We start from the raw sequence: 21,355 nt of genomic DNA on the forward strand, positions 1-21,355 counted from the left end.
TCTTCGGCGCGGCCTTGGCCTTGGGGGGGGCGATCTCGTCCTTGGGGGAAGCTTTCTTCCGGGCCTTGGGAGCCGCCTTCGCCGTGGCCATGAGGTTTCCTCCGCGTGCTATTGTCTTGTTCGCGAAAAGCGGCGCCGAACGCCTTTCGCTCGCCGCGATCATCGCATAAGACCAGAACCAATGAACGGCGAAACCCGCAAAATCGTACGTGTCGCTCTGATCGTCGGCCTGACGGCCGGCGTGGCCGCGTGCGCGACGCCGTTCTCGACCGCCAAGGTCGATCCCAGCTCGCCGATCGCCGCCCGCGCCACCGCCGCGGCCAAGGCCAAGGGCGAGCGCCGCAAGTTCTCGGACATCCCGGCGATCCCCACGGACGTGCCGACCGCCGACCAGGTGCGCGCGGCCGTGGTGCAGCAGCAACGCGCCGGCGACGCCCTGACGGCGGCCACCGCGCCCAGCACCTGGGAACTCAAGGACAGCGAGATCTACGCGGCCAAGGCCCGTCGTGACGCCAAGCCGCCCGCCTTCGAGGCGCCGACCGACGCCGACCGCGCCGCCACCGAAGCCTTCGCCCGTGACGCACGCGGCCGAGCTAGCGCGCCTCCGTCCCAGCCCAAATAGGCCGACGGAGGCATAATCTCCCTTGAACTGGCTTGGCGTGGCCCCGCTCGGGGTCTATCCATGCCCGACTTTTCGCTCCCAGAGCGCCGACGCGGCGCATAGAGCCCCCATGAGCACCGATTTTCACCGTATCCGCCGCCTGCCGCCTTACGTCTTCGAAGAGGTCAACAAGATCAAGGCGCGCCTCCGCGCCGAGGGGACCGACATCATCGACTTCGGCATGGGCAATCCTGACATGCCCACGCCCCAGCACATCGTCGACAAGCTGATCGAGACGGCGCGCGACCCCAAGGCGGGGCGCTATTCCGCGTCCAAGGGCATCCCCGGCCTTCGCAAGGCTATGGCCAACTATTACGGCCGCCGCTTCGGCGTGAAGCTGAACCCCGACACCGAGGTGATCGCCACGCTCGGGTCCAAGGAGGGCTTCGCCAACCTGGCCCAGGCCCTGACCGGTCCCGGCGACGTGATCATCTGTCCGAACCCGGCCTATCCGATCCACGCCTTCGGCTTCATCATGGCCGGCGGCATCATCCGCCATGTGCCGGCCCTGTCGCCGGAGGAGTACCTCTCCAACATCAGCCGCGCGGTGAAGCACTCCGTGCCGCCGCCCAGCGTGCTGATCCTGTCCTATCCGTCGAACCCGACCGCCCAATGGGTGGATCTGGATTTCTACAAGGACGCCGTGGCGCTGGCCAAGAAGCACGACCTGCTGGTGATCAGCGACGTGGCCTATGGCGAGATCTATTTCGAGAACAATCCGCCCCCGTCGATCCTGCAGGTGGATGGGGCCAAGGACATCGCGGTCGAGGTCAACTCGCTGTCGAAGACCTACGCCATGGCCGGCTGGCGCGTGGGCATGGTGGTCGGCAACGCTCGCATCTGCGCGGCCCTGGCCCGCGTGAAGTCGTACCTGGACTATGGCGCCTATACCCCGGTGCAGGTGGCCGCGGCCACGGCGCTCAACGGGCCCCAGGATTGCGTCGATGAGATCCGCGGCATCTACAAGAGCCGTCGCGACACCTTGATCAAGTCGATGAAGGGCGCCGGCTGGGACATCCCCAACCCGCCGGCTTCGATGTTCGCCTGGGCCAAGATCCCCGAGGCCTATCGCGAGGCCGGCTCCATGCTCTTCTCGCGCCTGCTGATCGAGGAGGCCGGCGTCGCCGTCGCCCCCGGCATCGGCTTTGGCGAGTACGGCGAGGGTTATGTGCGGATCGGCCTGGTCGAGAACGAGCACCGCATCCGTCAGGCCGCGCGCAACGTGAAGAAATTCATCGCCAACGCCGACTCCATCCTGGCCAAGGCCCACAACAAGATGGAACAGGCCTAAGAGCCGTCCGATCCCGAGGATTCGAAGATGACGAAGAAGACCTGGCGCGTCGGCGTCGCGGGCCTTGGCACCGTCGGCGGCGGACTTCTGCAGTTCCTGGCCGAGCGCCCGGATTTCGCGCCGGCCGGCGATCGGGCGGTGGTCACCGCCGTTTCGGCCCGCAACAAGACCCGCGCGCGTCCGGTCGATATCTCGACCCTGGCCTGGTTCGACGATCCAGTGGCCTTGGCCGCCTCGCCGGACGTGGATCTCTTCGTCGAGCTGATCGGCGGCAGCGACGGCCCGGCCAAGGCCGCGGTCGAGACCGCGCTGAAGGCCGGCAAGCCCGTGGTCACGGCCAACAAGGCCCTGATCGCCGTGCACGGCGCCGAACTGGCCGCCCTGGCCGAGGCCCAAGGCGTGCCGCTGCTGTTCGAGGCGGCCGTCATGGGCGGCACCCCGGCGGTGAAGATGCTGCGCGAGGCCATGGTCGGTGACGACGTCGTCTCGGTCGCGGGCATCCTCAACGGCACCTGCAACTTCATCCTGACCGAGATGGAGAAGACCGGCCGCTCGTTCGCCGACGTGCTGCGCGAAGCCCAAGGCCTGGGCTATGCCGAGGCCGATCCGACCACGGACGTCGGCGGCTTCGACGCCGGCCACAAGATCAGCATCCTGGCCGCCCTGGCCTTCGGCTGCGCCCCGAACTTCGAGGCCGCCGAGATCGAGGGCATCAGCGATGTCGAGCTGCTCGACATCAAGCTGGCCAAGGATCTGGGCTATCGCATCAAGCTGGTCGCCAGCGCCGCCAAGACCGACGACGGCGTGGCCGTGAAGGTGCATCCGTCGCTGACCCCGCTGTATCATCCGCTGGCCCAGGCGGGCGGCGCGCTCAACGCGCTGTTCATCGAAGGCAAGCGCATCGGCCGGATCTTCATCCAGGGGCCGGGCGCGGGCGCGGGCCCGACCGCGGCCGCCGTGGCCGCCGACATCGCCGACGTGATGACCAGGGCCGTCCGCCCTGTGTTCCAGGCGCCGGCCGGCGCTCTGGCCCCGTTCATCGCCATCGATCCGGCCCGCGCGGTGGGCAAGGCGTATCTGCGGATCATGGCCAAGGATCAGCCCGGCGTGATCGCCGCCATCTCCGAAACCCTGGCCGAATGCGGTGTTTCGATCGATAGTTTCCTGCAAAAGCCCGTCGAAGGAGCGGGCGGCGTGCCGATCGTGCTCGTTACCCATGCGACGCCGGAATCGAACCTTCTGGATGCGATTAGCCGCATCGAAAAATTGCAGACCGTGCTAGAGCGTCCCCGCCTTTTGCGCGTCGCGCGCATCTAAACGACCGAGAAAACTCGGCGTCGAAGGCGACATTGGGAACAAGGCCACCTCTATCCGGGGCGGTTGGGAGAGACGGATGAGTTCGAACACCCTGGACCGCTCGCTGGTCCTGGACGCCGTTCGCGTAACCGAAGCCGCCGCCATCGCCTCGTGGACGATGCTGGGTCGTGGCGACGAGATGGCCGCCGACCAGGCCGCCGTCGACGCGATGCGCAACGCCTTGAACACGCTGGATATCGATGGCGAGATCGTCATCGGCGAAGGCGAGCGTGACGAGGCGCCGATGCTGTACATCGGCGAGAAGGTCGGCACGGGTAAGGGCCCCAAGATCGACATCGCCCTGGATCCGTTGGAAGGCACGACCCTGGCCGCCAAGGCCCAACCCAACGCTCTGACGGTGATGGCCTGGGCGCCCAAGGGCACGCTTCTGAACGCGCCCGACACCTATATGGACAAGATCGCCTGCGGTCCGGGGCTGCCCGCCGGGGTGATCGACCTGGACCGCTCGCCGGCCGAGAACATCAAGGCGATCGCCGACGCCAAGGGCGTGGCGGAGACCGAGATCACCGTCTGCGTCCTGGATCGTCCGCGTCACGCCGACATCATCGCCAAGGTCCGCGCGGCCGGCGCCCGCATCCATCTGATCACTGACGGCGACGTGGCCGGGGTGATCAACACCACCGATCCTTCGACCGGCATCGACCTCTATCTGGGCTCGGGCGGCGCGCCGGAAGGCGTCCTGGCCTGCGCGGCGCTGAAGTGCGTCGGCGGGCAGTTCCAGGGCCGTCTGCTGTTCCGCAACGCCGACGAGCGCGCCCGCGCCGCTCGGTGGGGCGTGACCGATCTCGACAAGAAGTACGACCTGCACGAGATCGTCCGGGACGAGGCGATCTTCGCCGCAACCGGCGTGACGCGTGGCGGGCTGCTGGATGGCGTCGTCTTCCGCGACGGCTGCGTCCATACCCACACCCTGGTGATGAACTCCGCGACGGGCACCGTCCGCGAGGTCCGCATGAAGCGGAAGGTCTGAGACCTTTCTGTCATGGCCGTCTTGTAGGGCGGCCTTTCTGCTTTCGGTTTCGAGGATACGAGATGACCGCCTTCGTCGACCTGGCCGCCCGGCTCGCGGCCGAGCCGGCCGACGCCGCCCTCAAGGACGTCGTCCAGACGATCGCCGCCACGTGCGCGCGGATCAGCCGCGTGGTCGCCAGCGGCGCGCTGTCGGGCAGCCTGGGCGCGGCCGGCAGCACCAACGTCCAGGACGAGGAGCAGAAGAAGCTCGACGTCATCACCAACGACATGCTCAGCGACGCCCTGAAGGGCTGCGCCGCCGTCGCGGGCCTGGCCTCGGAAGAGCTGGAAGAGGTCGAGCCGACCGGCCGTGTCGGCGGCTATCTGGTGACCTTCGACCCGCTGGACGGCTCCAGCAATATCGACGTCAACGTCTCGGTCGGGACGATCTTCTCGGTGCTGCCCGCGCCAGCCGGCCATGCGCCGACCGAGGCCGATTTCCTGCAGGCCGGTCGCGGGCAGGTCGCCGCCGGCTATGCCGTCTACGGTCCGCAGACCATGCTGGTCCTGACCTTGTCGGGCGGTGTCGACGGCTTCACGCTCAGCGCCGACGGTCAGTGGCTGCTGACCCATCCGAGTCTGGCGATCAAGGCCGATACGGCCGAGTTCGCGATCAACATGTCCAACCAGCGCCACTGGGCGCCGCCGGTGCGCCGCTATATCGACGGCTGCCTGGCGGGCAAGGATGGTCCCCGGGGCAAGAACTTCAACATGCGCTGGGTGGCCTCGATGGTCGCAGACGTCCACCGCATCCTGATGCGCGGCGGCATCTTCATGTACCCGTGGGACGCTCGCGAACCGGCCAAGCCGGGCAAGCTTCGCCTGATGTACGAGGCCAACCCGATGAGCCTGCTGATCGAGCGGGCGGGCGGCAAGTCGACCGAGGGCCTGGCCGACATCCTCGACATCCAGCCGACCAAGCTGCACCAGCGCGTGCCGGTGGTGCTGGGTTCGGCCAACGAGGTCGAGGCGGTGCGCCGCGAGATGCAAGCGGGCTGACCCACGTCCGGGACTGTCGTCGCCGCGCCGCATGGTCCGAATCCGCGTGACCAGCTATTCTCCAGCGATGCCCGCCGATGGTGTCACCGATATTTCCGCCAGCGCCTCGCCTGGCGCCTTTCTGGGCGTCGAACGCTCGCTCAGCGGCCGCGCGTGGCGCGAAAGACCGGCCGACATGGCCGTCGTGCGCGACATCCAGCAGCGTCATGGCCTGAGCGAGCCCCTGGCCCGCGCCCTGGTCTCGCGTGGCGTCTCACTGGAGCAGGCCGAGCACTATCTACGCCCGACCCTGAAGGCGCTGTTCCCGGATCCGTCCAGCTTCACCGACATGGACCGGGCCGCCGAGATCCTGATCGACGCCCTGGAGCGAGGCCGGCCGACCATGGTCTTCGCCGACTACGATGTCGACGGGGCCACCAGCGCCGCCCAGCTCGTCCGTTGGTTCCGCTACATGGGCGTCGAACTGCCCATCTACATTCCCGACCGCCTGACCGAGGGTTATGGCCCCAGCCCGGCGGCGTTCAAGACGATTCGCGACGGCGGAGCCGAGCTGGTCGTGACCCTGGACTGCGGCGCGGCCGCCTATGACGCCATCGCCAGCGCCGCCGAAATTGGCCTGGAGGTCGTGGTCATCGACCACCATCTGATGCGCGAAGATCCGCCGGCCGCCGCCGCGGTGGTCAACCCCAACCGTCCCGGGTGCCAGAGCGGGCAGGGGGTCTTGGCCGCCGCCGGGGTCACCTTCGTCCTGCTGGCCGCCCTGAATCGCGAGGCCCGCAAGCGCGGCCTGTTCACCGACGATCGTCCGCAGCCGGACCTGCGTCAGTGGTTGGATCTCGTCGCTCTGGGCGAGGTCTGCGATGTCACCCAGCTGGTCGGCTTCAACCGCGCCCTGACGGCGCTGGGCCTGCGGACCATGGGGGCATGGGCCAATCCCGGACTGAAGGCCTTGTTCGAGGTCGGAAAGGGCTCGGGCAAGCCGTCCGTGTTCCACGCCGGATTCATCCTGGGGCCTCGTATCAACGCCGGCGGCCGTATCGGGCGATCGGACCTCGGCGCCATGTTGCTGTCGACCGACGATCCTCTGGAGGCCGCCGCTCTGGCCGAGGAGCTGGACGGGCTCAACACCGAGCGCAAGGCCGTCGAGGCCGCCGTGGTCGAGGAGGCCGCCGCCATGCTGGAGCGCGGTAACTTCAACACCGATGCGCCCGTCATCGTGGTGGCCGGCGAGGACTGGCATCCGGGCGTCATCGGCATCGTCGCGGGCCGCCTGCGCGAGCGTTATCGCAAGCCGGTGGTGGTGATCGGCGTCGACCGCGCCGCCAATGTCGGCAAGGGCTCGGGCCGTTCGCAGCCCGGCGTCAATCTGGGCCGGGCCATTCAGGCCGCCTTCGAGGCGGGGCTGCTGATGGCCGGCGGCGGCCACGCCATGGCCGCCGGCCTGTCGATTCGTCCCGAGATGATCCCCGAGTTCCGCGCCTTCCTGGAGGAACACCTGGCTGGCGAGATGGAGGCCGTGGGCGTCGAATCGGTCGAGATCGACGCCTTGGTTCAACCGCGCGCGGCGAATCGGGCGCTGCTCGACGACTTCCAGCGCCTGGCGCCGTTCGGGCCCGGCAATCCCGAGCCGATGTTCGCCCTGACTCAGGTGCGGCCCGACCGGGTCTCGGCCCTCAAGGGAGGGCACGTGCGCATGGACCTCGTCGGACCGACCGGCGACCGTATCAAGGCCATCAGCTGGCGCAGCGCCGAGACGCCGCTGGGCCAGCGTCTGTTGGCGGGCGGCGGCGCGCTGGACGTCGTCGGCAAGCTGAAACCGGACGATTATATGGGCCGAAACGGCGTCCAGCTGGAGATCGAGGACGCCCACGATCCCAGAGCGCGGTACGCGCTCTAGGCTGCGGGAGGTCGAGCGAAACTGTGTTTGGCTCGACGGCGTGGACGGACTGAAAGTCGGACCGAAAAAATGACTTTCGGCGGCTTGCGCGCCCCCAAGGTCGCGGCTATACACCCGCTTCCTCGCGGGGCCGTGGTCCCTTCGTCTATCGGTTAGGACGCCAGATTTTCAATCTGGAGAGAGGGGTTCGACTCCCCTAGGGACTGCCACCCGCGAGGCTATATATCGGCTATGTTCCGCTTCGGCGGCGATGTGGTCCCTTCGTCTATCGGTTAGGACGCCAGATTTTCAATCTGGAGAGAGGGGTTCGACTCCCCTAGGGACTGCCACTTTCGGCTGTATTTCAGAATTGTTTCTGTGTTGTTTCTGCGACGAAATGTCGCGGAACGCCTTTGTGCGCCCTTTTGACGTGATTTCGTCATTGACGGCTCTCCTCACGCGAGAACACTGTTCTCGTAGTGCTCGCTCCGATGGGCTGATTGGGCGAGCCAGAGGGGTGGGATGTCTGGTTTCGATTTTGAGGACGCTGCGGCGCACGAAGAGTTCGTGCGCATCAGCGGGAAGGTGAAGTGGTTCGACGCCGGCAAGGGTTACGGGTTCATCGTACCGGATGATCCGGGCCAGACCGGGCTTAAGGACGTGCTTCTGCATGTGACGTCGCTGCGCAACTGCGGGCGCGAAACCGCCATGGAGGGGGCGGTGATCGTGTGCGACGTGGTGCGAAGGCCCAAGGGCTGGCAGGTCAGCGAGGTCGTCAATCTCGACGAAAGTAACGCCGCGGCGCCGATCGAGCGGCAGCGGCGGACCTTCGCCGACGGGCCGACGCGTCGCGATCCCCTGCGGGAAGGCCATGGGCGCCACGCCCTGGAACCCGAAGGGCCGGCCGAGCACGCCAAGGTCAAGTGGTTCAACCGCACCAAGGGCTACGGCTTCGTGATCCGCGACGCCGAACCTGGGGACATTTTCGTGCATATCGAGACGCTCCGGCGGGGCGGGCTTGAGGATCTGCAGCCGGGCGACGATGTCCTGGTGCGGTTCGCGCGGGGCCCCAAGGGCTTGGTGGTCGCGGAAATCACCGCCGGCGACGCCTGACTTTAGCGGCCTCGCTTTCGCCATCTTGGGGGGAAGGCTAGTCTCGACCGAGATTGGCTTTTCCCGAGGTGATGCGTGGCGGAACGGATGATCGGAAGGCGGGCGCTGCTCGCCGGGCTGATGCTGGGTGTCAGCGCGGGCGCCAACGCTTGGGCCGCGCCTGGGAGTAAGCTGGAGACGGTGGAAATCGTCACCCTGCGCGGTCGCCAACGCTTCCAGGTCGAGATCGCCGCCACCCGCGCCCAGCAGGAGCGGGGGCTGATGTTCCGCAAGAGCCTGGCGCCCGACCACGGGATGCTCTTCACCTACGCCAAGCCCCAGCGCGTGGCCTATTGGATGAAGAACACCCTGATTCCGCTCGACATTATCTACATCGCGCCGAACGGCAGGATCCTGTCGATCGCCCGCAACGCCCGACCGCACGACGAGACGCCGCTCGCCTCGGGCGGCCTGGTTCTGGGCGTTCTGGAGCTGGCGGGCGGCCGCGCGGCGCAGCTGGGCATCCTGCCCGGCGACCGCGTTCTGCATCGAATCTTCCCGAAGGGGTGAATTGCGGCGTCCGGATCGTTGATCCGCGCTTCGAACCCCTGTAGAGCACCCGCCTGCCGATGTTTCGGAGCGTAGCGCAGTCTGGTAGCGCGCCTGGTTTGGGACCAGGATGTCGCAGGTTCAAATCCTGCCGCTCCGACCATCGGCAAGGTATTCTCGGTAAGGTACTCTGGGAGAGGTCCATGCTGGCCCGCATCTATCGCCCCGCCAAGAACGCCATGCAGTCCGGCAAGGCCAAGACCAAGGACTGGGTGCTGGAGTTCGAGCCGGCCTCGGCCCGCAAGCCCGACCCGCTGATGGGCTGGACCACGTCCAGCGACATGAACGGCCAGATCCGCCTGACCTTCGAGACGCGTGACGAGGCGGTGGCCTACGCCCAGCGCCACGAGATCGCCTTCCAGCTCTTCGAACCGAAGACCCCCAAGCGGATCATCAAGGCCTATGCCGACAACTTCGCCGCCAACCGCAAGCAGCCCTGGACCCACTAGCGCCGCCGCGGATCCGGCCGGCCAGCGCGCGCCCTTAGCTCAGCTGGATAGAGCACTCGCCTTCTAAGCGAGCGGTCGCTGGTTCGAATCCAGCAGGGCGCGCCAACCCGGTACCAAACTACGAACGTCCAGAGCCGCCGACTCCACGCCGCCGTTCGACGCCAGTGTTCGTAGCAAGTCGATCTTCGAACCCATCACGGTGGCGCTGGTTGTCGAGGTGATTTCGACCCTCTGGGCCACCGCGCGAAGAAGGTCCCGTCGCAGGGTTCCATCGTCATTACGCAGCATCTCGCGGGTGGCGGCGGCGAAACGGACCAGAATTTCTGGATTGATCACCGAGCCGAGCTTTTCGGCCGCCGCCGCGGCACGCTCGGCTTCCGCCTCGGCCGTGTCGCGCAAGTCCACCAAGGCCCGGATCCGATCTTTCAGGGACGGGTCGCGCGAGTCGACCAGGCCGTCTTCGACCATGCCGTAGAGGCGGTTCAGCTTGGCGGCCGCCTCGGAGGCGCGACGACGCAGCTCGCCAATATGCTGCTGGCGCTGTTCCGCCCATTGGGCGCGTCGATCGATGATGTTCTCCATCAGGCCCGCCAGGCGTGAGGGATCGAGCAGGCGGGTCTCCAGGTGGTGGGCGACCGCGTTGTCGACCCGGTCCATGGGGACGGTGATCCCCTTGCAACCGGCCTCGCCAGTGCGGTTCTTCGTCGAGCAGGTATAGTAGCGGTATTTCCCGTTCTTGCCGGTCCGCAGGGTCATGGCGCCGCCGCACAGGCCGCAGAAGCAGATGCCGCCGAGCAGGATTGGACTCTTGACGAACCTCGGGGCCATCCTCTTGGGATTGCGCTTGTAAAGCGCGTCCTGCACGGCCTGGAACTCGGCCTGGCTGACGATGGGCGGGACCTCGCAAACGACGTGCTCGTCCTCGTCCTTGTATTCGCCGGTCGCCGCGACCCGGCGATTGAAGCGATGCTCGCCGATATAGGTCGTGCAGGTCAGGATCGCGTGGATCGCCGAAACCCCGAAACGGCCGCCGTCGCGCGTGCGCACGCCCTGGTCGTTCAGGTGCACGACGATCGCCTTGACGCCCATGGGGCCCGAGGCGCCTTCGCCGTGAATGGCGAGGCGGAAGATCCGCCGGATCGTCTCCGACTGAAGCGGGTCGACCTCCAGCTTCTTCTTGGCTTTTGCGCCGCGCTGCTCGGCGACGACGACGCGGTAGCCGAGCGGCGGCCGGGCCCCGTTCCAGAACCCTTGCCGGGCGTTTTCCTTCATGGCGCGCAAGGTGTGCTTGGCGTTCTCGCGCGACTGGTACTCGTCGAACAGCGCCATGATCTGGCGCATCATGATCCCCATCGGATCGTCACCCAGCTCCTGGGTGATCGACACGACGCGGACGCCGGCCCTGGCCAGCTGGCGGGCGTAGAACTCGAACAGGAACTGGTCGCGGAAGAACCGTGAGAACGAGTGGACGAGCACCACGTCGAAGGCGGGCGGCTTGACCGTGCCCGCCTCGATCATCGCCTGGAAGGCAGGGCGGCGGTCATCGGTGGCGCTGGCGCCAGGCTCGACGAATTCCGCGGCGACGGTCCAGCCCTTGGCTTCGCAGTAGGCCTCAAGCTGGCGTCGCTGATCGGGAATGGAAAGGTCGTTCTCGGCCTGGCGTCCGGTGGAAACGCGAAGATAAAGAGCGGCGCGGGTCGGCAGGAGGGGCGATTTGGATTGTCGGGCCACGATGGATCTCCTCGGTCACGGTAGTGACCCAAGGAGCTCGTCCAGCACTTGGGCCAGGTGAGCTTCAAGGACGGCGATCTCGCGTTCGCTAATGGGTACGAACGCCGGCCAGTCATCGGTCACCGTGAATGGGACGGATGGCGACTGGGGTGTTGGTAGTCGCGGCGACGATTTTTCTTCGAGGTAGTCGAAGAAGTTTGGGACGGGGTGCTGAGAGGCGCGGCGATGGGGCATGGGCTATCGTCCGGACTGAGGTCTCGAGCGCAAGCCACGTCCAAGGAGCGTCGAGCTGGCGACGGCAAAGGCAGGTTCGTGGCGGGCGCGCCAACAGCGGAAGCCGTTGGTTCGAAGCGATGTGGCGATGGTTCCCGCCGAACGCTTCCGCGCTCGGCTTCACCGGGTTTCGAGAGCGGTCGGCGGTCACGCTCGGTCCCGCGGCTTTCGCCGCTCCCTCGGGCGCGACGCCTGGCGGGCGCCTTTGGGGCGCCGCCGTCCGCTCGACGCCGCCTCCCGCCACGCGCGGTGCGCGGGCTCCTGTGCAGGCTTCATCCTTGATGGCGGCCTGACGGCCGCGTGCTTGGGGCTCCGCCCCCGGCGCGCTTCGGACCGGCTTCCGCCCAGCTTCGGTCGCGGTCGCGAAGGCGATGGTGGTCGGGGTGGAACGCCCTGCAGCCGGGTCCCCGCGAAGCCGGCCGCTCCGCTTGCACCCCCGGTCTCGCCGACGGGCGTCGGGGTTCAGGCGCGCCTTTTGCGCCTGAACCCCCCATGCCCTCAGGAGGCAGACATGAACACTCAGAGCCAAGCTGTTTCGCCCGCTGGTGTCCAATATGGCGAGGAGCGCGTCTATCCGCTCAACAAGCTCAAGAAGTCGCCACGCAACGTGCGAAAGGTCGGCCACTCCGAGGCCGAGATCGAGGCGCGGGCGGCCAGCATCCAGGCCAAGGGCCTGATTTCGCCGCTGGTCGTCGAGCCGGAGCTTCGCGCCGACGGCACGGCGACCGGCTATGGCCTTGTCACCGCCGGGGAGGGGCGGCGGCTGGCACTTCGTTTGCTGGCCAAGCGCAAGGTGATCAGCAAGACGACGCCCGTGCGGTGCCTGGTCGACACGGTCAACGACCCTCAGGAAATCTCCCTGGACGAGAACGTCTCTCGCAGCGCCTTGCATCCAGCGGACGAGTTCGAGGCGTTCCGGGATCAGGCCGAGCGGCGCGGTCTGGGCGCTGAGGAAATCGGCGCCCGGTTCGGCGTCACCGCCGCCGTCGTCCGCCAGCGGCTGCGCCTGGGCGCCGTCGCCTCCGACCTGCTGGACGTCTACCGTCAGGGCGGCCTGACCCTGGACCAGCTCCAGGCCTTCGCGATCAGCGAGGATCACGCCCGCCAGCGCCAGGTTTTCGAGACCCTGACCAATCGCCAGCCCTATGCCATCCGCCGGGCCATGACCGAGACCACGGCCCTGGTCGGTGACCGCCGCGTGACCTTCGTGGGCCTGCCGGCCTATCTCGATGCGGGCGGCACGATCCTCCGCGACCTCTTCAGCGAAGACGATGGCGGCTATGTCGAGGACGTGCCGCTGCTGGACCGGTTGGTCGCCGAGAAGCTGTCGGCCCTGGCCACCGAGGTGCGAGAGACCGAGGGCTGGCGGTGGACGGCGGCCTATCTCGACTATCCGCACGGTCACGGCCTGTCGCGCGTCTATCCGCGTCAGGTCGTGCGCGAGGACGCCGAACAGGCCCGGCTCGACGCCCTGCGCGACGAGTATGCCGCCCTGTCCGAGGAATGGGGCGCGGTCGAGGACCTGCCCGCCGAGATCGATGCCCGGTTGTCCGGCATCGAGGACGCGCTGGCCGCATCGCCCGACGTCGCCTTCGATCCGGCCGAGGTGGCCTATGCCGGGGCGATGATCATCCTGGGTCACGATGGCGCGGTGCGGATCGAGCGCGGTCTGGTCCGCGCCGAGGACGTCCCGCCGCCGCCCGCGCCCGAGGAAGAGGCGGGCGAGGGCGAGGATGCGGGCGACGGCGAGGACGGCGCGCCGCCCTGGGACGAGGACGAGGCGGCGGGGGCGGAGGACCACGCCGAGCCCGACGAACCCGAGGGCGACGCGACCGCGCCGCTCGCCGCCCGGCTGGTCGCCGATCTCACCGCCCATCGCACCATGGCCATGCGCGAGACCCTGGCCCGGAGCCCGGACCTGGCTCTGGTCGCCCTGACCCACGCACTCGTCCTGCGCGCCTTCGTCCAGTACGGGGCCATGCCGACCTGCCTGGACATCCGGCTGACGTCCTACAGCCTGTCGGGCGAGGCGGACGGCATCGACGGCTCGTCGGCGGCGCTGGCCGTGGCCGAGCGTCACGCCGCCTGGGCCGCCCATGTGCCGACCGACGCCGCCGACATCTGGGCCTTCGTCGTCGGCCTGGACCTAGACAGCCGCATGAGCCTGCTGGCCCACTGCGTGGGCCTGAGCGTCAACGCCTTGCACGGCTACGAGCGTCGTCCGGGCGCCTGGGCGCACGCCGACCAGCTGGCGGCGGCGCTGGACCTGGACATGGCCGACTGGTGGTCGCCCACCGCCGACCACTACCTGGCCCGTGTCACCAAGGCCCACACCCTGGCGGCGGTGCGCGAGGCGGTTTCGCCCGAGGCGGCCGAGCGTCTGCGGGGCGAGAAGAAGGACGCCCTGATCGCCGCCGCCGAACCGCAATTGGTCGCCGCCCGCTGGCTGCCCAAGCTCCTGCGGACGTCGAGGGTGGAGCCGGATGGCCCCGGCGAGGCTCTGGGCGAAGCTCAAGCGCCGACTGACCCGAAGCAGGCAGAGCCGGACGCCTTGGAAGAGGTTCGGGAACTGGTCGCCGCCGAATAGGTGAGGGGCCGGGGCGGCGTGCGCCGTCCCGGTCTGGCGGGCGCTGCGACGGCCAGAAGAGAAGCAAGATGGGGGCGCCCGCCGCATAGCGACGGGCGCTCCTTGACGTCAGGCCTCCTCGTTGCCGGTCTGGCCGGGCGTGGGGGGCTCCAGATCAGGACGAGCGACCTCGGCGCGTGTGGCTGGCGCACATCGTGAGCAGGGGCTGGGCCGCGCGCAAGAGCAGCAGGTAGGCATCGCTCATGCGCGGCTTGCGCGTCCAGGCCGCACCAAACTCGACCGTGCCAGCGCTGATGCGGAAGGCCGGCTGCTTCTTGCTGTCGTCGCGGGCGACAGCGCGGGGCGGGTCTCGATGAAGAGCTTGAGCGGGCCGATGGCGCCGACGCCGCCCAAGGACGGGGTGAAGGGGCCGACGATGGAGGGCTTCGAGCTCCGACTGGCCGGCCTGGCCGACCCGACCTGCGTCCTCTTCCGGCTTTGATCCGACCGAGGCGGGCCCGTCCCGCAACCTGGCCATCGACTGTCTTCCCCTGGGCCTTCGCCCATTCCTCGCGAGGCAAGACAGCCGCCGGCGGCGGTCCTTCGCGCTGCTGCGGGGCCGCGTGCCGCGTCCTGCGCGTCGGGCCGATCGCCCCGGTCCCGTGGATCGCCATCGAGGCCGCGATCGGCGCGGCCAGGCAGACCAGCAGGAGCTTTTCAGATGTCCACCATCGGTCACTTCACCGCCACCCCGGACGGCTATGTCGGCGCCATCCGCTCGCTCAAGCTCTCGATCAAGAACGTTCGCCTTCGCGCGGTCGAGTGCGACGACGCCAAGAAGCAGCCGGCTTTCCGCATCGCCGCCGGCAATGTCGAGCTCGGCGCGGCCTGGAAGCGCAAGTCGCGCGAGGGCAATGAATACCTGTCGGTCAAGCTCGATGACCCGAGCTTCCCGGCGCCGGTGTTCGCCCGGCTGCACGCGGCCGAGGAGGGCTTCGACCTGGTCTGGAGCCGTCCGACCAAGGCGGGCCAACCCGACGACGAGGAGGCCTGACGGCAAGGAGCGCCCGCCGCGATGCGGCGGGCGCCTCAGCTTATCAAATTTAGGACTGGCAGCTTAGCCGTTGAACGAATTGGTCATAAGCCAGCGGCGACAGACAACGGTCTTCCCGCTGTACGCCAGCGCCTGTAGAGGTTGCCCATGACTGCTCCCGTAATTCCCGCCGACCTTTGGCTTGACCTGGCCGACCTCGAAGAGATCGACTTCGCGGTGGATCTCATGGTCGAGCAACTGGCGGCTGGGGATCCGCCACTTCCCGCGAAGCCGGTGAGAATCCTTGATGCACAACTCGTCGCTGGCGGTGCAGAACAGACCATGAGGCCGCGTGACGTGCGCGCGGCGACGAAGTTTCCCGTTGCAGGCAAGCCCAGCATAGAATTGAAGCCCTTCCCGGCTGTCGGGCAAAGCACCGAATTCCTCGCTGAGGATTTGGCCGCGTTTCGGTTTGCCGTGCGGCCAGTGCTTGCACACGAGGCCGCCCATGTTCGTCAGGCGGTCCAAGGCGGCCAGGCCTGGATCGACAAAATCACGGCCGCCGACAAGGCGTCTCAGGAAGCGCTGCGGTCCAACACATATCAGGACTACATGAACTATCTGGCCACGCCGATCGAAATGGCCGCGCACGCGACCCAGCTTGCGGTTGAAGTGCTCGGTGTGCACGGAGGCGGTCTGGACCAGGTGGAGTTCGAGAAACGTTGTGGGCAGGCCTGGGTTTGGCGTCACGCTCGCGACGCAACACGTTGGACGGAAGGTCAACAAACTCGCTTGCCGATGTTCATCCCCGTTGCGACGGCTTGGCGCTTACAAGCTTGGTGGTTGTATCAGCGACTGACTTGATTTCGACTTAGGCGCTTTTGCTATCAGGCGGAGCGATTTCGGAATCGATCTCGGCCGGATGCAGCGCCCATCGGATGGGGCAGGTAGCCGCATCGGAGACAGTCTCACCCGGGCGCTGCTGCGATCCGGCGAGGTGGACCAGCAGTTCGTTCATGCCGGCGCTGACAGCATAGGCCCAGCGCGGATGATCGGCCCGCGCCACACGGTGGATGTCACGGGCGAGCTCGAAATGAAGAATGGTGCGGCCGCCGTCGGGGTCACGGCGGGCGAAGGCGAACAGGCCATCACCGCGCACGAAGCGGCCGTCGTGGTGGTAAAGGCTCATGAAGGCCACGCCGTCGATGATGATGCTGTCGTCCCGCATGTCGGCCTCCGTCGTCGCGCGAGAACATAAGCAGAACATTTGTCCCCTGTGGAGTCGGTTCTCGCATCAGGCAGCCTTGCCGGCCCCGCCGATTCCACGCCAGAGCCTGTCTCTCAACGACCCGGGCGTTCGAGGGATTGAGAGCAATAAGGCCATGCGAGACAAGGGTTTGGCGGGATCCGCGAGGACGCTTCCACCCGCCCGCCAGGCGTCCTTATCGCACCCGCGCAGACCGATCGCTCGTCTCCCCCGAGCTGATCGGCGGCGGCGGCCCAGGACGATGCCGGTTATCCCCCCCACCGGTTCCTGGGCCGTCGCTGATGGGCCTCACCCTGGTGGGCGGCGCGAGTCTTCCATGAACACCATCGGACACTTCCGGCGCGACGGCGACGGCTTCGTCGGACGCCTGACCTCCCTGACCCTCGATGCCGACCTGCGCCTGACGCCGAGCGAGAAATTCTCCAACAAGGCGCCGGACTACGTTGCGCTAATGGGCGACAACGAGTGTGGCGCGGCCTGGCGAGTTACCGACACCTCCGGAGCGCTGCTCAATCTCAAGCTCGATGATCCGAGCTGGCCCGAGCCGATCAGCGCCAGGCTCATGGCAGCCGAGGACGGCGTCCTGCCGCTGACCTGGATGCGCAAGTCCGAGCCTCCGGTCCAGTCGGCCGCCCCGCCCGCCGGGCCAGGCTAGGTCTCCGGGTCGGTCTTGTCGTCCCCGGGCGGTCGATAGGCCTCGGCGATCGCCCGTTCAAGCCAGTCTTCGGCGCTGTCCGCCCGCTTGCGCAGGTAGAGCTTGATCTCCTCGTAGACGCGCCGAAACCCTTCCAGGAGCAGGGCGGGCGGCACGACGTTGAGCTGCTCGCCGACGTCGTCGCGGAACTCCCTGAACGAGATCCAGAATGTCGTGGGCAACTTGTTGTCCATCGATTGACGGGCCAGGTCCGGATCGCGGAAGAGCAACGCCAGGATGATCGACACCGCATCGGTGGCTGTTGCGGTCGCGAAAAGCAGGATCTTGTTGAGATCGAGGTCGCCCTTGCCCGCTTCGAAATCCTGATAGGTTCGCACTGCGATGCCCATGCCGGCGGCGACTTCCGCCGCCGTCATCCTTCGCTCCTTGCGAAGCATCCTGAGGATCTGGGAAAGCAGCCGGGCCTGGCGCGCGAGTGGCGTCGAGGGCGAGCCAAGCATGCAACGCTCCGCACTGAAACAACTCTAGATGGCGTAGCAGATTTCACTTCGCCTCGTCGAGCAACCGGCGTGGTTGCGAAATTCCGTTGTTACACGCGAGAAGTTGTTGCGCATTGATCCGCCACCGGACGGCCGTCGCTGCGGTTGGAGTGGCGGAGATCGCGCAGCACTTACGCGGCAGATCGTGGGCGATCCCCTAAAACGCCGCGCGCCGCTAGGTCTGGCTGCGATTCGTCCACGCGCGACGGCGACCGTCCGGGTTCTGGCTCGACGTCGCGGTTCGCCCTGGCGAAAACTCCGGCTTCCTCCAGGAGCCGCCAGTGGGCCGAGACCGTGATCCCTTCGACCGGACGATGGCGGCTTTGCGGGCGCGGTTGGCGCAGGCCGGTCCCCTGCAAGGCGCGGCCCTGCCCATCAACGGCCTGGCGGCCGAACTTGGGGTCAGCCCCACGCCAGTGCGCGAAGCCTTGGCACGTCTGGCGGGCGAGGGGCTGATCGTCCGCACCGCCGCCGGCTATGCGGGCGTCGTCCACGACCCGGCGAGCCTGTCTGGCCTCTACTCTCTTGCGCGGGTGCTCACGCTTGCGCATCCGGCGAGCGGCTGGCCTTTCGGCGAGATGGCATCCACCGGTCAGCAGCTCACGGGTACGCACATTGGCGACCAGGCTCTGGTCGAAGCCTTGCGACGGGTCCGCGCCCAGCTGGCTCCGTTCGCCTCTGGCGAAGAGCATGTGCTGGCCGGCGTGGAGGCCGAGCGGGCGCGGCTGGCGATGGCGGCGCTTGATCCGCCGAGGCTGCGGGCGAGTCTCGTCAGGCGGTTCTACGCGCGCCGCGTCGCGGCCAGCGGGCCCATCCTGGCCGCTTCCCTGGGCCTTCTTGGCGAGCGGCGAATATAGATTTGAATATAGGCGAAGGCCGCCGCCTGCTCGACGGGCCGCGCTCCTGCGGCGCTCTTGCCAGGGAGGTCTTCATGACCCGCGATCGCCAAATCAAACTCATCCATCTCGGCTCGGCCAAGCGTCTGACCCGGGGTTCCGATCAAGGCGTCAGCCTGGAGTCGGCCGATCCCACCGATCGGTGGATGTTCCACGGCTGAGGGCCTGGATGGCCGGCGCCCAGGGCCGCCGCCGGCCATCATCGGATGCCGCGAATATAGGTTTGAATATACGAGCGGGGGATCGCCTCCTAGTTGGGCCGCAACCAGCGGCTTCAAGCGACAAGGAGATCGTCATGACCCGCATTACGTCGATCAAGCTGATCCGCTTCGGGTCGGCCAAGCGCCTGACCCAAGGCTCCGACCAGGGCGTCAACCTGGAATCGGCCGACCCGACCGACCGCTACAAGATCGGCGGCTGAACTGGGGAGCCGGCGGCGGCGCTGGCCGCCGCCGGCCTTGCCCTTCGGGAGGGTTTCAGGTGCCGCTCTTTCTGGCGCGCGACGTCCATGCAGCGAAAGTCGAAGACGATCTTGTCTTTCTCGACGTGGCGGCGGACGCCTACTTCTGTCTCGTCGACGGCGCCGACATGGTGCGACTGCAGGCCGGACGCTCGGCGCTCGTACCTGATCGGCTGGTTGCCGAGCAACTGACCGCCGCGGGGCTTCTTTCGGAAGAGCGCCTCAGCGAAGACGACCCGGACCTGCCCGATCCGGCCCGCGCTCTGGACCTGGCGCGTGGATCGCGGACGCTGACGGTGAAAGAGGGCCTTCGCGCTCTGGCCGCCAATCGCGACGCGGCGAACGCCGTCAAGCGCATGGACCTGTTGACGCTGGTGACGGAGGCGGGGCGGAGATCGGTCAAGGCCAAGATCCGCCCACCGACGCAGGCCTTGCTGGATGAGGCCGCGGCCTTTCGGCGCCTGGCGCCATGGCTGCCTCATGGCGGCGTCTGCCTGATGCGCAGCTATCAGCTCCTGAGCCACCTGCGCGCCGCCGGTCACGATGCGGCGTGGGTGTTTGGCGTGAGGACCTGGCCGTTCGAGGCCCACTGCTGGCTGCAGGCCGGGGACATCATCCTGGATGACACCCTCGAGCGGGTTCGCACCTTCAGGCCGATCATGGTGGTCTGATGCGCGACTATCTCGCGGTCGAAATCATGGCGGACGAACATCGCCAGACGCTCGAAGCCCTGATCGATCGCCTCTGCGCGACGGGGCTTTGGCGCCAGGCGGCGCGCCGGCGGGACCTCGTCGTCCTGGTCGAAACCACGCGCCCGCCCGTCGTCCAGCTTCTGCCGGGCGACAGCGGCATTGTCATCGGCGACCTGCATGATGCGGCGGCCGCGCGGGAAGGCTATGCCCGGCCCTTTGAAATGTATGGGCTCGCCGGGGGCGATCGATACGACACCGCCCAGCGCCTGACGACCAGGGCCTGGGGACGCTACGTGGCCCTGCTGACCCGGGGCGAAGGGCCGTGCGCGGTGCTGCGCGATCCGATGGGCGTCAGCGAGGCGATCGGCTGGACGCGGGACGGTCTGCGTTTCGTGGCCTCGCGGCTGCCGGACGACAGCGCCCTTTGGCCGGCGGGTCTGGCGATCGACTGGCCCAAGCTGGGTGCGATCCTGAGACGCAAGGCGCTGGCCAGTCACCTCGTCCCGCTGGTCGGCGTCCGCAGCTACGATCCGGGCGTGCTCGCCTTCAGCGACGGGGCGACCTGGCGCGCCTGGAGCCCGCTGTCCTGGGTCGAGCGGGACGACCGACGTCTGCCTCCGGCCGATCTGGCCAGGGTGGTCGATGGTGTCGTCGCCAACCTGGCCCGCGGGCGCCAGGGCGTGCTCTGCGAGATTTCGGGCGGGATCGACTCGGCGATCGTGACGGCCGCCCTCAAGCGGTGCGGGGCCACGGTGAGCCAGACCGTTCATCACTTCTGGCCGCAGGTCGAAGGCGACGAACGTCCATTCGCCGAGGCCGTCGCGGAACAGGCCGGCCTGCCGCTGACCACCGTGTCCCGCGGGCTGGTCGCCCTCGACGCCGAGAAGCTGGCGCGATCGTCGGCGGGGCCCCGGCCAACCTACATGGCCGGCGATCCGGACCATGACGCCGACCTAGCGCGGCGCCTCGACCAGGACGGCACCGATTGCATGTTCACGGGTCGGGGCGGCGATGCGGTCTTCTACCAGATGGCCGCCGTCGAGCTGGTCGTCGATCTCGTCCGCGGCGGCGGCCTTGCGGGCGGCCGGCGAGCGGCCCTGGCGCGCCTGGCCCAGCGGACCGGGCGGACGGTCTGGTCGTTGCTGGCCGAGGCGTCGCGCGGCGGCCGGAGCCTACCAGGGGGCGCGGAGCGGTTTGTCTTCCTGGCGCAGGACGCGCCCGCCGCGGACATCGTCCATCCCTGGCTCGCGGACCTGCGCGGCGTCGGTCCAGCAAAACGCCTTCAGCTGCGCGCGATCGTCAACAACCTGAGCGCCTTTCGGGAGAGCCTGCGCCATCGGCGGGGCGACGTCTTCGATCCGTTGCTGAGCCAACCCGTCGTCGAGACCTGCCTGTCGATCGCCGCGCCGCGACTGGCGCTGGGTCCGGCCGACCGACCCTTCGCGCGCCAGGCCTTCGCCGACCGCTTGCCGCAGGCGGTGCTGCATCGCCAGGGCAAGGGCAATGTCTCGGTATTCTTCGCGCGCAGCCTGGCCGCCAGCCTGGACTTCCTTCGCCCGTATCTGCTGGAGGGCGAATTGGCCAAGGCCGGCCTCCTGGACCTGGCCGCCCTGGACGCGGCGCTTGATCGCGACAGCCTGATCTGGTTCGACCACACCGGGGACATCTTCATCGTCCTGGCCCTGGAGGCCTGGGCACGGAACTGGCGCGAACGGATCGGCAAGGCCGAGACAACGTCCCACGCGGGCCTTCAGCCGACGGGCGGCTGAACTTCGTCGCTAGGCGAAGGATGGACCCAGGGCCGAAGCTGCCCTTATCCTCCGAACACCTTCTTTGGTCGGTTAGCCGAGAGCTAGGAACAAGGTGGGGAAAAGTCTT

At 67.9% G+C, this 21,355-nt stretch carries 22 protein-coding genes and 4 tRNA genes; 23 read left to right on the forward strand and 3 right to left on the reverse strand.

Translation table 11 applies throughout. The annotated features are described in order from the left end of the window. Positions 1 to 181 precede the first annotated feature (181 nt). The 13 genes from EIK80_RS16555 (at position 182) to EIK80_RS16615 (ending at position 9,470) form a co-directional block, all read left to right on the forward strand. Positions 182 to 622 carry a hypothetical protein gene (locus EIK80_RS16555; RefSeq protein WP_125158117.1) on the forward strand — a complete coding sequence of 147 codons (441 nt, stop codon included), beginning with the start codon at positions 182 to 184 and terminating at the stop codon, positions 620 to 622. 109 nt (positions 623 to 731) lie between these two features. Then, the gene (locus EIK80_RS16560) at positions 732 to 1,952 is read left to right on the forward strand and encodes an LL-diaminopimelate aminotransferase (RefSeq protein WP_125158118.1); all 1,221 of its coding nucleotides are present in this window, start codon (positions 732 to 734) and stop codon (positions 1,950 to 1,952) included. 27 nt (positions 1,953 to 1,979) lie between these two features. Next, positions 1,980 to 3,269, forward strand: a complete 1,290-nt coding sequence (locus EIK80_RS16565) for a homoserine dehydrogenase (protein WP_125158119.1) — start codon at positions 1,980 to 1,982, stop codon at positions 3,267 to 3,269. A gap of 76 nt (positions 3,270 to 3,345) precedes the next feature. Further along, positions 3,346 to 4,299 (forward strand): class II fructose-bisphosphatase, encoded by a 954-nt coding sequence (gene glpX / locus EIK80_RS16570; protein WP_125158120.1) that lies wholly within the window; start codon positions 3,346 to 3,348, stop codon positions 4,297 to 4,299. A 62-nt stretch (positions 4,300 to 4,361) separates the two neighbouring features. Continuing rightward, the gene (locus tag EIK80_RS16575) at positions 4,362 to 5,339 is read left to right on the forward strand and encodes a class 1 fructose-bisphosphatase (RefSeq protein WP_125158121.1); all 978 of its coding nucleotides are present in this window, start codon (positions 4,362 to 4,364) and stop codon (positions 5,337 to 5,339) included. Positions 5,340 to 5,406: 67 nt separating this feature from the next. Then, a complete protein-coding gene (gene recJ / locus EIK80_RS16580) occupies positions 5,407 to 7,236 on the forward strand; it encodes a single-stranded-DNA-specific exonuclease RecJ (RefSeq protein ID WP_125158277.1) in 1,830 nt (609 codons plus the stop codon). Between the two features lie 134 nt (positions 7,237 to 7,370). Beyond that, positions 7,371 to 7,445, forward strand: a tRNA-Glu gene (locus EIK80_RS16585). A gap of 45 nt (positions 7,446 to 7,490) precedes the next feature. Beyond that, positions 7,491 to 7,565 (forward strand) — tRNA-Glu (locus tag EIK80_RS16590). 172 nt (positions 7,566 to 7,737) lie between these two features. Continuing rightward, complete coding sequence (gene cspD, locus EIK80_RS16595; protein WP_125158122.1) at positions 7,738 to 8,328, forward strand: stationary phase survival cold shock domain protein CspD; 591 nt, start codon at positions 7,738 to 7,740, stop codon at positions 8,326 to 8,328. Positions 8,329 to 8,448: 120 nt separating this feature from the next. Continuing rightward, positions 8,449 to 8,877 carry a DUF192 domain-containing protein gene (locus tag EIK80_RS16600; RefSeq protein ID WP_370450237.1) on the forward strand — a complete coding sequence of 143 codons (429 nt, stop codon included), beginning with the start codon at positions 8,449 to 8,451 and terminating at the stop codon, positions 8,875 to 8,877. 65 nt (positions 8,878 to 8,942) lie between these two features. Beyond that, positions 8,943 to 9,019 (forward strand) — tRNA-Pro (locus EIK80_RS16605). A 40-nt stretch (positions 9,020 to 9,059) separates the two neighbouring features. Further along, positions 9,060 to 9,365, forward strand: coding sequence for an ETC complex I subunit (locus EIK80_RS16610; RefSeq protein ID WP_125158123.1), 306 nt, complete (start codon positions 9,060 to 9,062; stop codon positions 9,363 to 9,365). 28 nt (positions 9,366 to 9,393) lie between these two features. Further along, positions 9,394 to 9,470: transfer RNA gene (locus EIK80_RS16615), tRNA-Arg, on the forward strand. Here EIK80_RS16615 and EIK80_RS16620 read toward each other — a convergent pair. Beyond that, a complete protein-coding gene (locus EIK80_RS16620; RefSeq protein ID WP_233586789.1) occupies positions 9,429 to 11,096 on the reverse strand; it encodes a recombinase family protein in 1,668 nt (555 codons plus the stop codon). The two genes, EIK80_RS16615 and EIK80_RS16620, sit on opposite strands and share 42 nt — an antisense overlap. A gap of 784 nt (positions 11,097 to 11,880) precedes the next feature. On the opposite strand from EIK80_RS16620, the gene EIK80_RS16630 reads away from it, so the two are divergent. The 4 genes from EIK80_RS16630 (at position 11,881) to EIK80_RS16640 (ending at position 15,832) form a co-directional block, all read left to right on the forward strand. Beyond that, positions 11,881 to 13,956 (forward strand): ParB/RepB/Spo0J family partition protein, encoded by a 2,076-nt coding sequence (locus EIK80_RS16630; protein ID WP_158624708.1) that lies wholly within the window; start codon positions 11,881 to 11,883, stop codon positions 13,954 to 13,956. 352 nt (positions 13,957 to 14,308) lie between these two features. Continuing rightward, positions 14,309 to 14,437, forward strand: coding sequence for a hypothetical protein (locus EIK80_RS26900; RefSeq protein WP_255414594.1), 129 nt, complete (start codon positions 14,309 to 14,311; stop codon positions 14,435 to 14,437). 219 nt (positions 14,438 to 14,656) lie between these two features. Next, positions 14,657 to 14,989 carry a DUF736 domain-containing protein gene (locus EIK80_RS16635; protein WP_125158126.1) on the forward strand — a complete coding sequence of 111 codons (333 nt, stop codon included), beginning with the start codon at positions 14,657 to 14,659 and terminating at the stop codon, positions 14,987 to 14,989. A gap of 147 nt (positions 14,990 to 15,136) precedes the next feature. Next, positions 15,137 to 15,832 (forward strand): hypothetical protein, encoded by a 696-nt coding sequence (locus EIK80_RS16640; RefSeq protein WP_125158127.1) that lies wholly within the window; start codon positions 15,137 to 15,139, stop codon positions 15,830 to 15,832. A gap of 7 nt (positions 15,833 to 15,839) precedes the next feature. Here EIK80_RS16640 and EIK80_RS16645 read toward each other — a convergent pair whose 3' ends face one another. Further along, on the reverse strand, positions 15,840 to 16,196 hold the full coding sequence (locus tag EIK80_RS16645) for a hypothetical protein (protein ID WP_125158128.1): 357 nt from the start codon (positions 16,194 to 16,196) through the stop codon (positions 15,840 to 15,842). 355 nt (positions 16,197 to 16,551) lie between these two features. On the opposite strand from EIK80_RS16645, the gene EIK80_RS16650 reads away from it, so the two are divergent. Continuing rightward, on the forward strand, positions 16,552 to 16,890 hold the full coding sequence (locus tag EIK80_RS16650; protein ID WP_125158129.1) for a DUF736 domain-containing protein: 339 nt from the start codon (positions 16,552 to 16,554) through the stop codon (positions 16,888 to 16,890). Here the strand turns inward: EIK80_RS16650 and EIK80_RS16655 are convergent. After that, on the reverse strand, positions 16,887 to 17,390 hold the full coding sequence (locus tag EIK80_RS16655) for a helix-turn-helix transcriptional regulator (RefSeq protein WP_125158130.1): 504 nt from the start codon (positions 17,388 to 17,390) through the stop codon (positions 16,887 to 16,889). The two genes, EIK80_RS16650 and EIK80_RS16655, sit on opposite strands and share 4 nt — an antisense overlap. Before the next feature lie 320 nt (positions 17,391 to 17,710). Here EIK80_RS16655 and EIK80_RS16660 point away from each other — a divergent pair, with 320 nt between their 5' ends. The 5 genes from EIK80_RS16660 to EIK80_RS16670 all read left to right on the forward strand — a co-directional run bounded on the left by EIK80_RS16660 (position 17,711) and on the right by EIK80_RS16670 (position 21,246). Further along, positions 17,711 to 18,286, forward strand: a complete 576-nt coding sequence (locus tag EIK80_RS16660; RefSeq protein ID WP_233586718.1) for a GntR family transcriptional regulator — start codon at positions 17,711 to 17,713, stop codon at positions 18,284 to 18,286. Positions 18,287 to 18,360: 74 nt separating this feature from the next. Then, complete coding sequence (locus EIK80_RS26905) at positions 18,361 to 18,486, forward strand: hypothetical protein (RefSeq protein ID WP_255414595.1); 126 nt, start codon at positions 18,361 to 18,363, stop codon at positions 18,484 to 18,486. A gap of 134 nt (positions 18,487 to 18,620) precedes the next feature. Further along, on the forward strand, positions 18,621 to 18,746 hold the full coding sequence (locus EIK80_RS26910) for a hypothetical protein (protein WP_255414596.1): 126 nt from the start codon (positions 18,621 to 18,623) through the stop codon (positions 18,744 to 18,746). A 59-nt stretch (positions 18,747 to 18,805) separates the two neighbouring features. Next, positions 18,806 to 19,456, forward strand: coding sequence for a lasso peptide biosynthesis B2 protein (locus EIK80_RS16665; RefSeq protein WP_125158131.1), 651 nt, complete (start codon positions 18,806 to 18,808; stop codon positions 19,454 to 19,456). Beyond that, positions 19,456 to 21,246: an asparagine synthase C-terminal domain-containing protein gene (locus tag EIK80_RS16670; RefSeq protein ID WP_125158132.1), complete on the forward strand. Its 1,791-nt coding sequence runs from the start codon at positions 19,456 to 19,458 to the stop codon at positions 21,244 to 21,246. Before EIK80_RS16665 ends, EIK80_RS16670 begins: the two co-directional genes overlap by 1 nt. The last annotated feature ends 109 nt before the right edge of the window (positions 21,247 to 21,355 follow it).

Origin of the sequence: Caulobacter sp. 602-1, assembly GCF_003931565.1 — a bacterium.
GTDB lineage: Bacteria > Pseudomonadota > Alphaproteobacteria > Caulobacterales > Caulobacteraceae > Caulobacter.

Coding starts and splice junctions, on each gene's coding strand:
- EIK80_RS16555 (WP_125158117.1), top strand. CDS start 182: ATGAACGGCGAAACCCGCAAAATCGTACGTGTCGCTCTGATCGTCGGC.
- EIK80_RS16560 (WP_125158118.1), top strand. CDS start 732: ATGAGCACCGATTTTCACCGTATCCGCCGCCTGCCGCCTTACGTCTTC.
- EIK80_RS16565 (WP_125158119.1), top strand. CDS start 1,980: ATGACGAAGAAGACCTGGCGCGTCGGCGTCGCGGGCCTTGGCACCGTC.
- glpX (WP_125158120.1), top strand. CDS start 3,346: ATGAGTTCGAACACCCTGGACCGCTCGCTGGTCCTGGACGCCGTTCGC.
- EIK80_RS16575 (WP_125158121.1), top strand. CDS start 4,362: ATGACCGCCTTCGTCGACCTGGCCGCCCGGCTCGCGGCCGAGCCGGCC.
- recJ (WP_125158277.1), top strand. CDS start 5,407: ATGCCCGCCGATGGTGTCACCGATATTTCCGCCAGCGCCTCGCCTGGC.
- cspD (WP_125158122.1), top strand. CDS start 7,738: ATGTCTGGTTTCGATTTTGAGGACGCTGCGGCGCACGAAGAGTTCGTG.
- EIK80_RS16600 (WP_370450237.1), top strand. CDS start 8,449: ATGCTGGGTGTCAGCGCGGGCGCCAACGCTTGGGCCGCGCCTGGGAGT.
- EIK80_RS16610 (WP_125158123.1), top strand. CDS start 9,060: ATGCTGGCCCGCATCTATCGCCCCGCCAAGAACGCCATGCAGTCCGGC.
- EIK80_RS16630 (WP_158624708.1), top strand. CDS start 11,881: ATGAACACTCAGAGCCAAGCTGTTTCGCCCGCTGGTGTCCAATATGGC.
- EIK80_RS26900 (WP_255414594.1), top strand. CDS start 14,309: ATGAAGAGCTTGAGCGGGCCGATGGCGCCGACGCCGCCCAAGGACGGG.
- EIK80_RS16635 (WP_125158126.1), top strand. CDS start 14,657: ATGTCCACCATCGGTCACTTCACCGCCACCCCGGACGGCTATGTCGGC.
- EIK80_RS16640 (WP_125158127.1), top strand. CDS start 15,137: ATGACTGCTCCCGTAATTCCCGCCGACCTTTGGCTTGACCTGGCCGAC.
- EIK80_RS16645 (WP_125158128.1), bottom strand. CDS start 16,196: ATGCGGGACGACAGCATCATCATCGACGGCGTGGCCTTCATGAGCCTT.
- EIK80_RS16650 (WP_125158129.1), top strand. CDS start 16,552: ATGAACACCATCGGACACTTCCGGCGCGACGGCGACGGCTTCGTCGGA.
- EIK80_RS16655 (WP_125158130.1), bottom strand. CDS start 17,390: ATGCTTGGCTCGCCCTCGACGCCACTCGCGCGCCAGGCCCGGCTGCTT.
- EIK80_RS26905 (WP_255414595.1), top strand. CDS start 18,361: ATGACCCGCGATCGCCAAATCAAACTCATCCATCTCGGCTCGGCCAAG.
- EIK80_RS26910 (WP_255414596.1), top strand. CDS start 18,621: ATGACCCGCATTACGTCGATCAAGCTGATCCGCTTCGGGTCGGCCAAG.
- EIK80_RS16670 (WP_125158132.1), top strand. CDS start 19,456: ATGCGCGACTATCTCGCGGTCGAAATCATGGCGGACGAACATCGCCAG.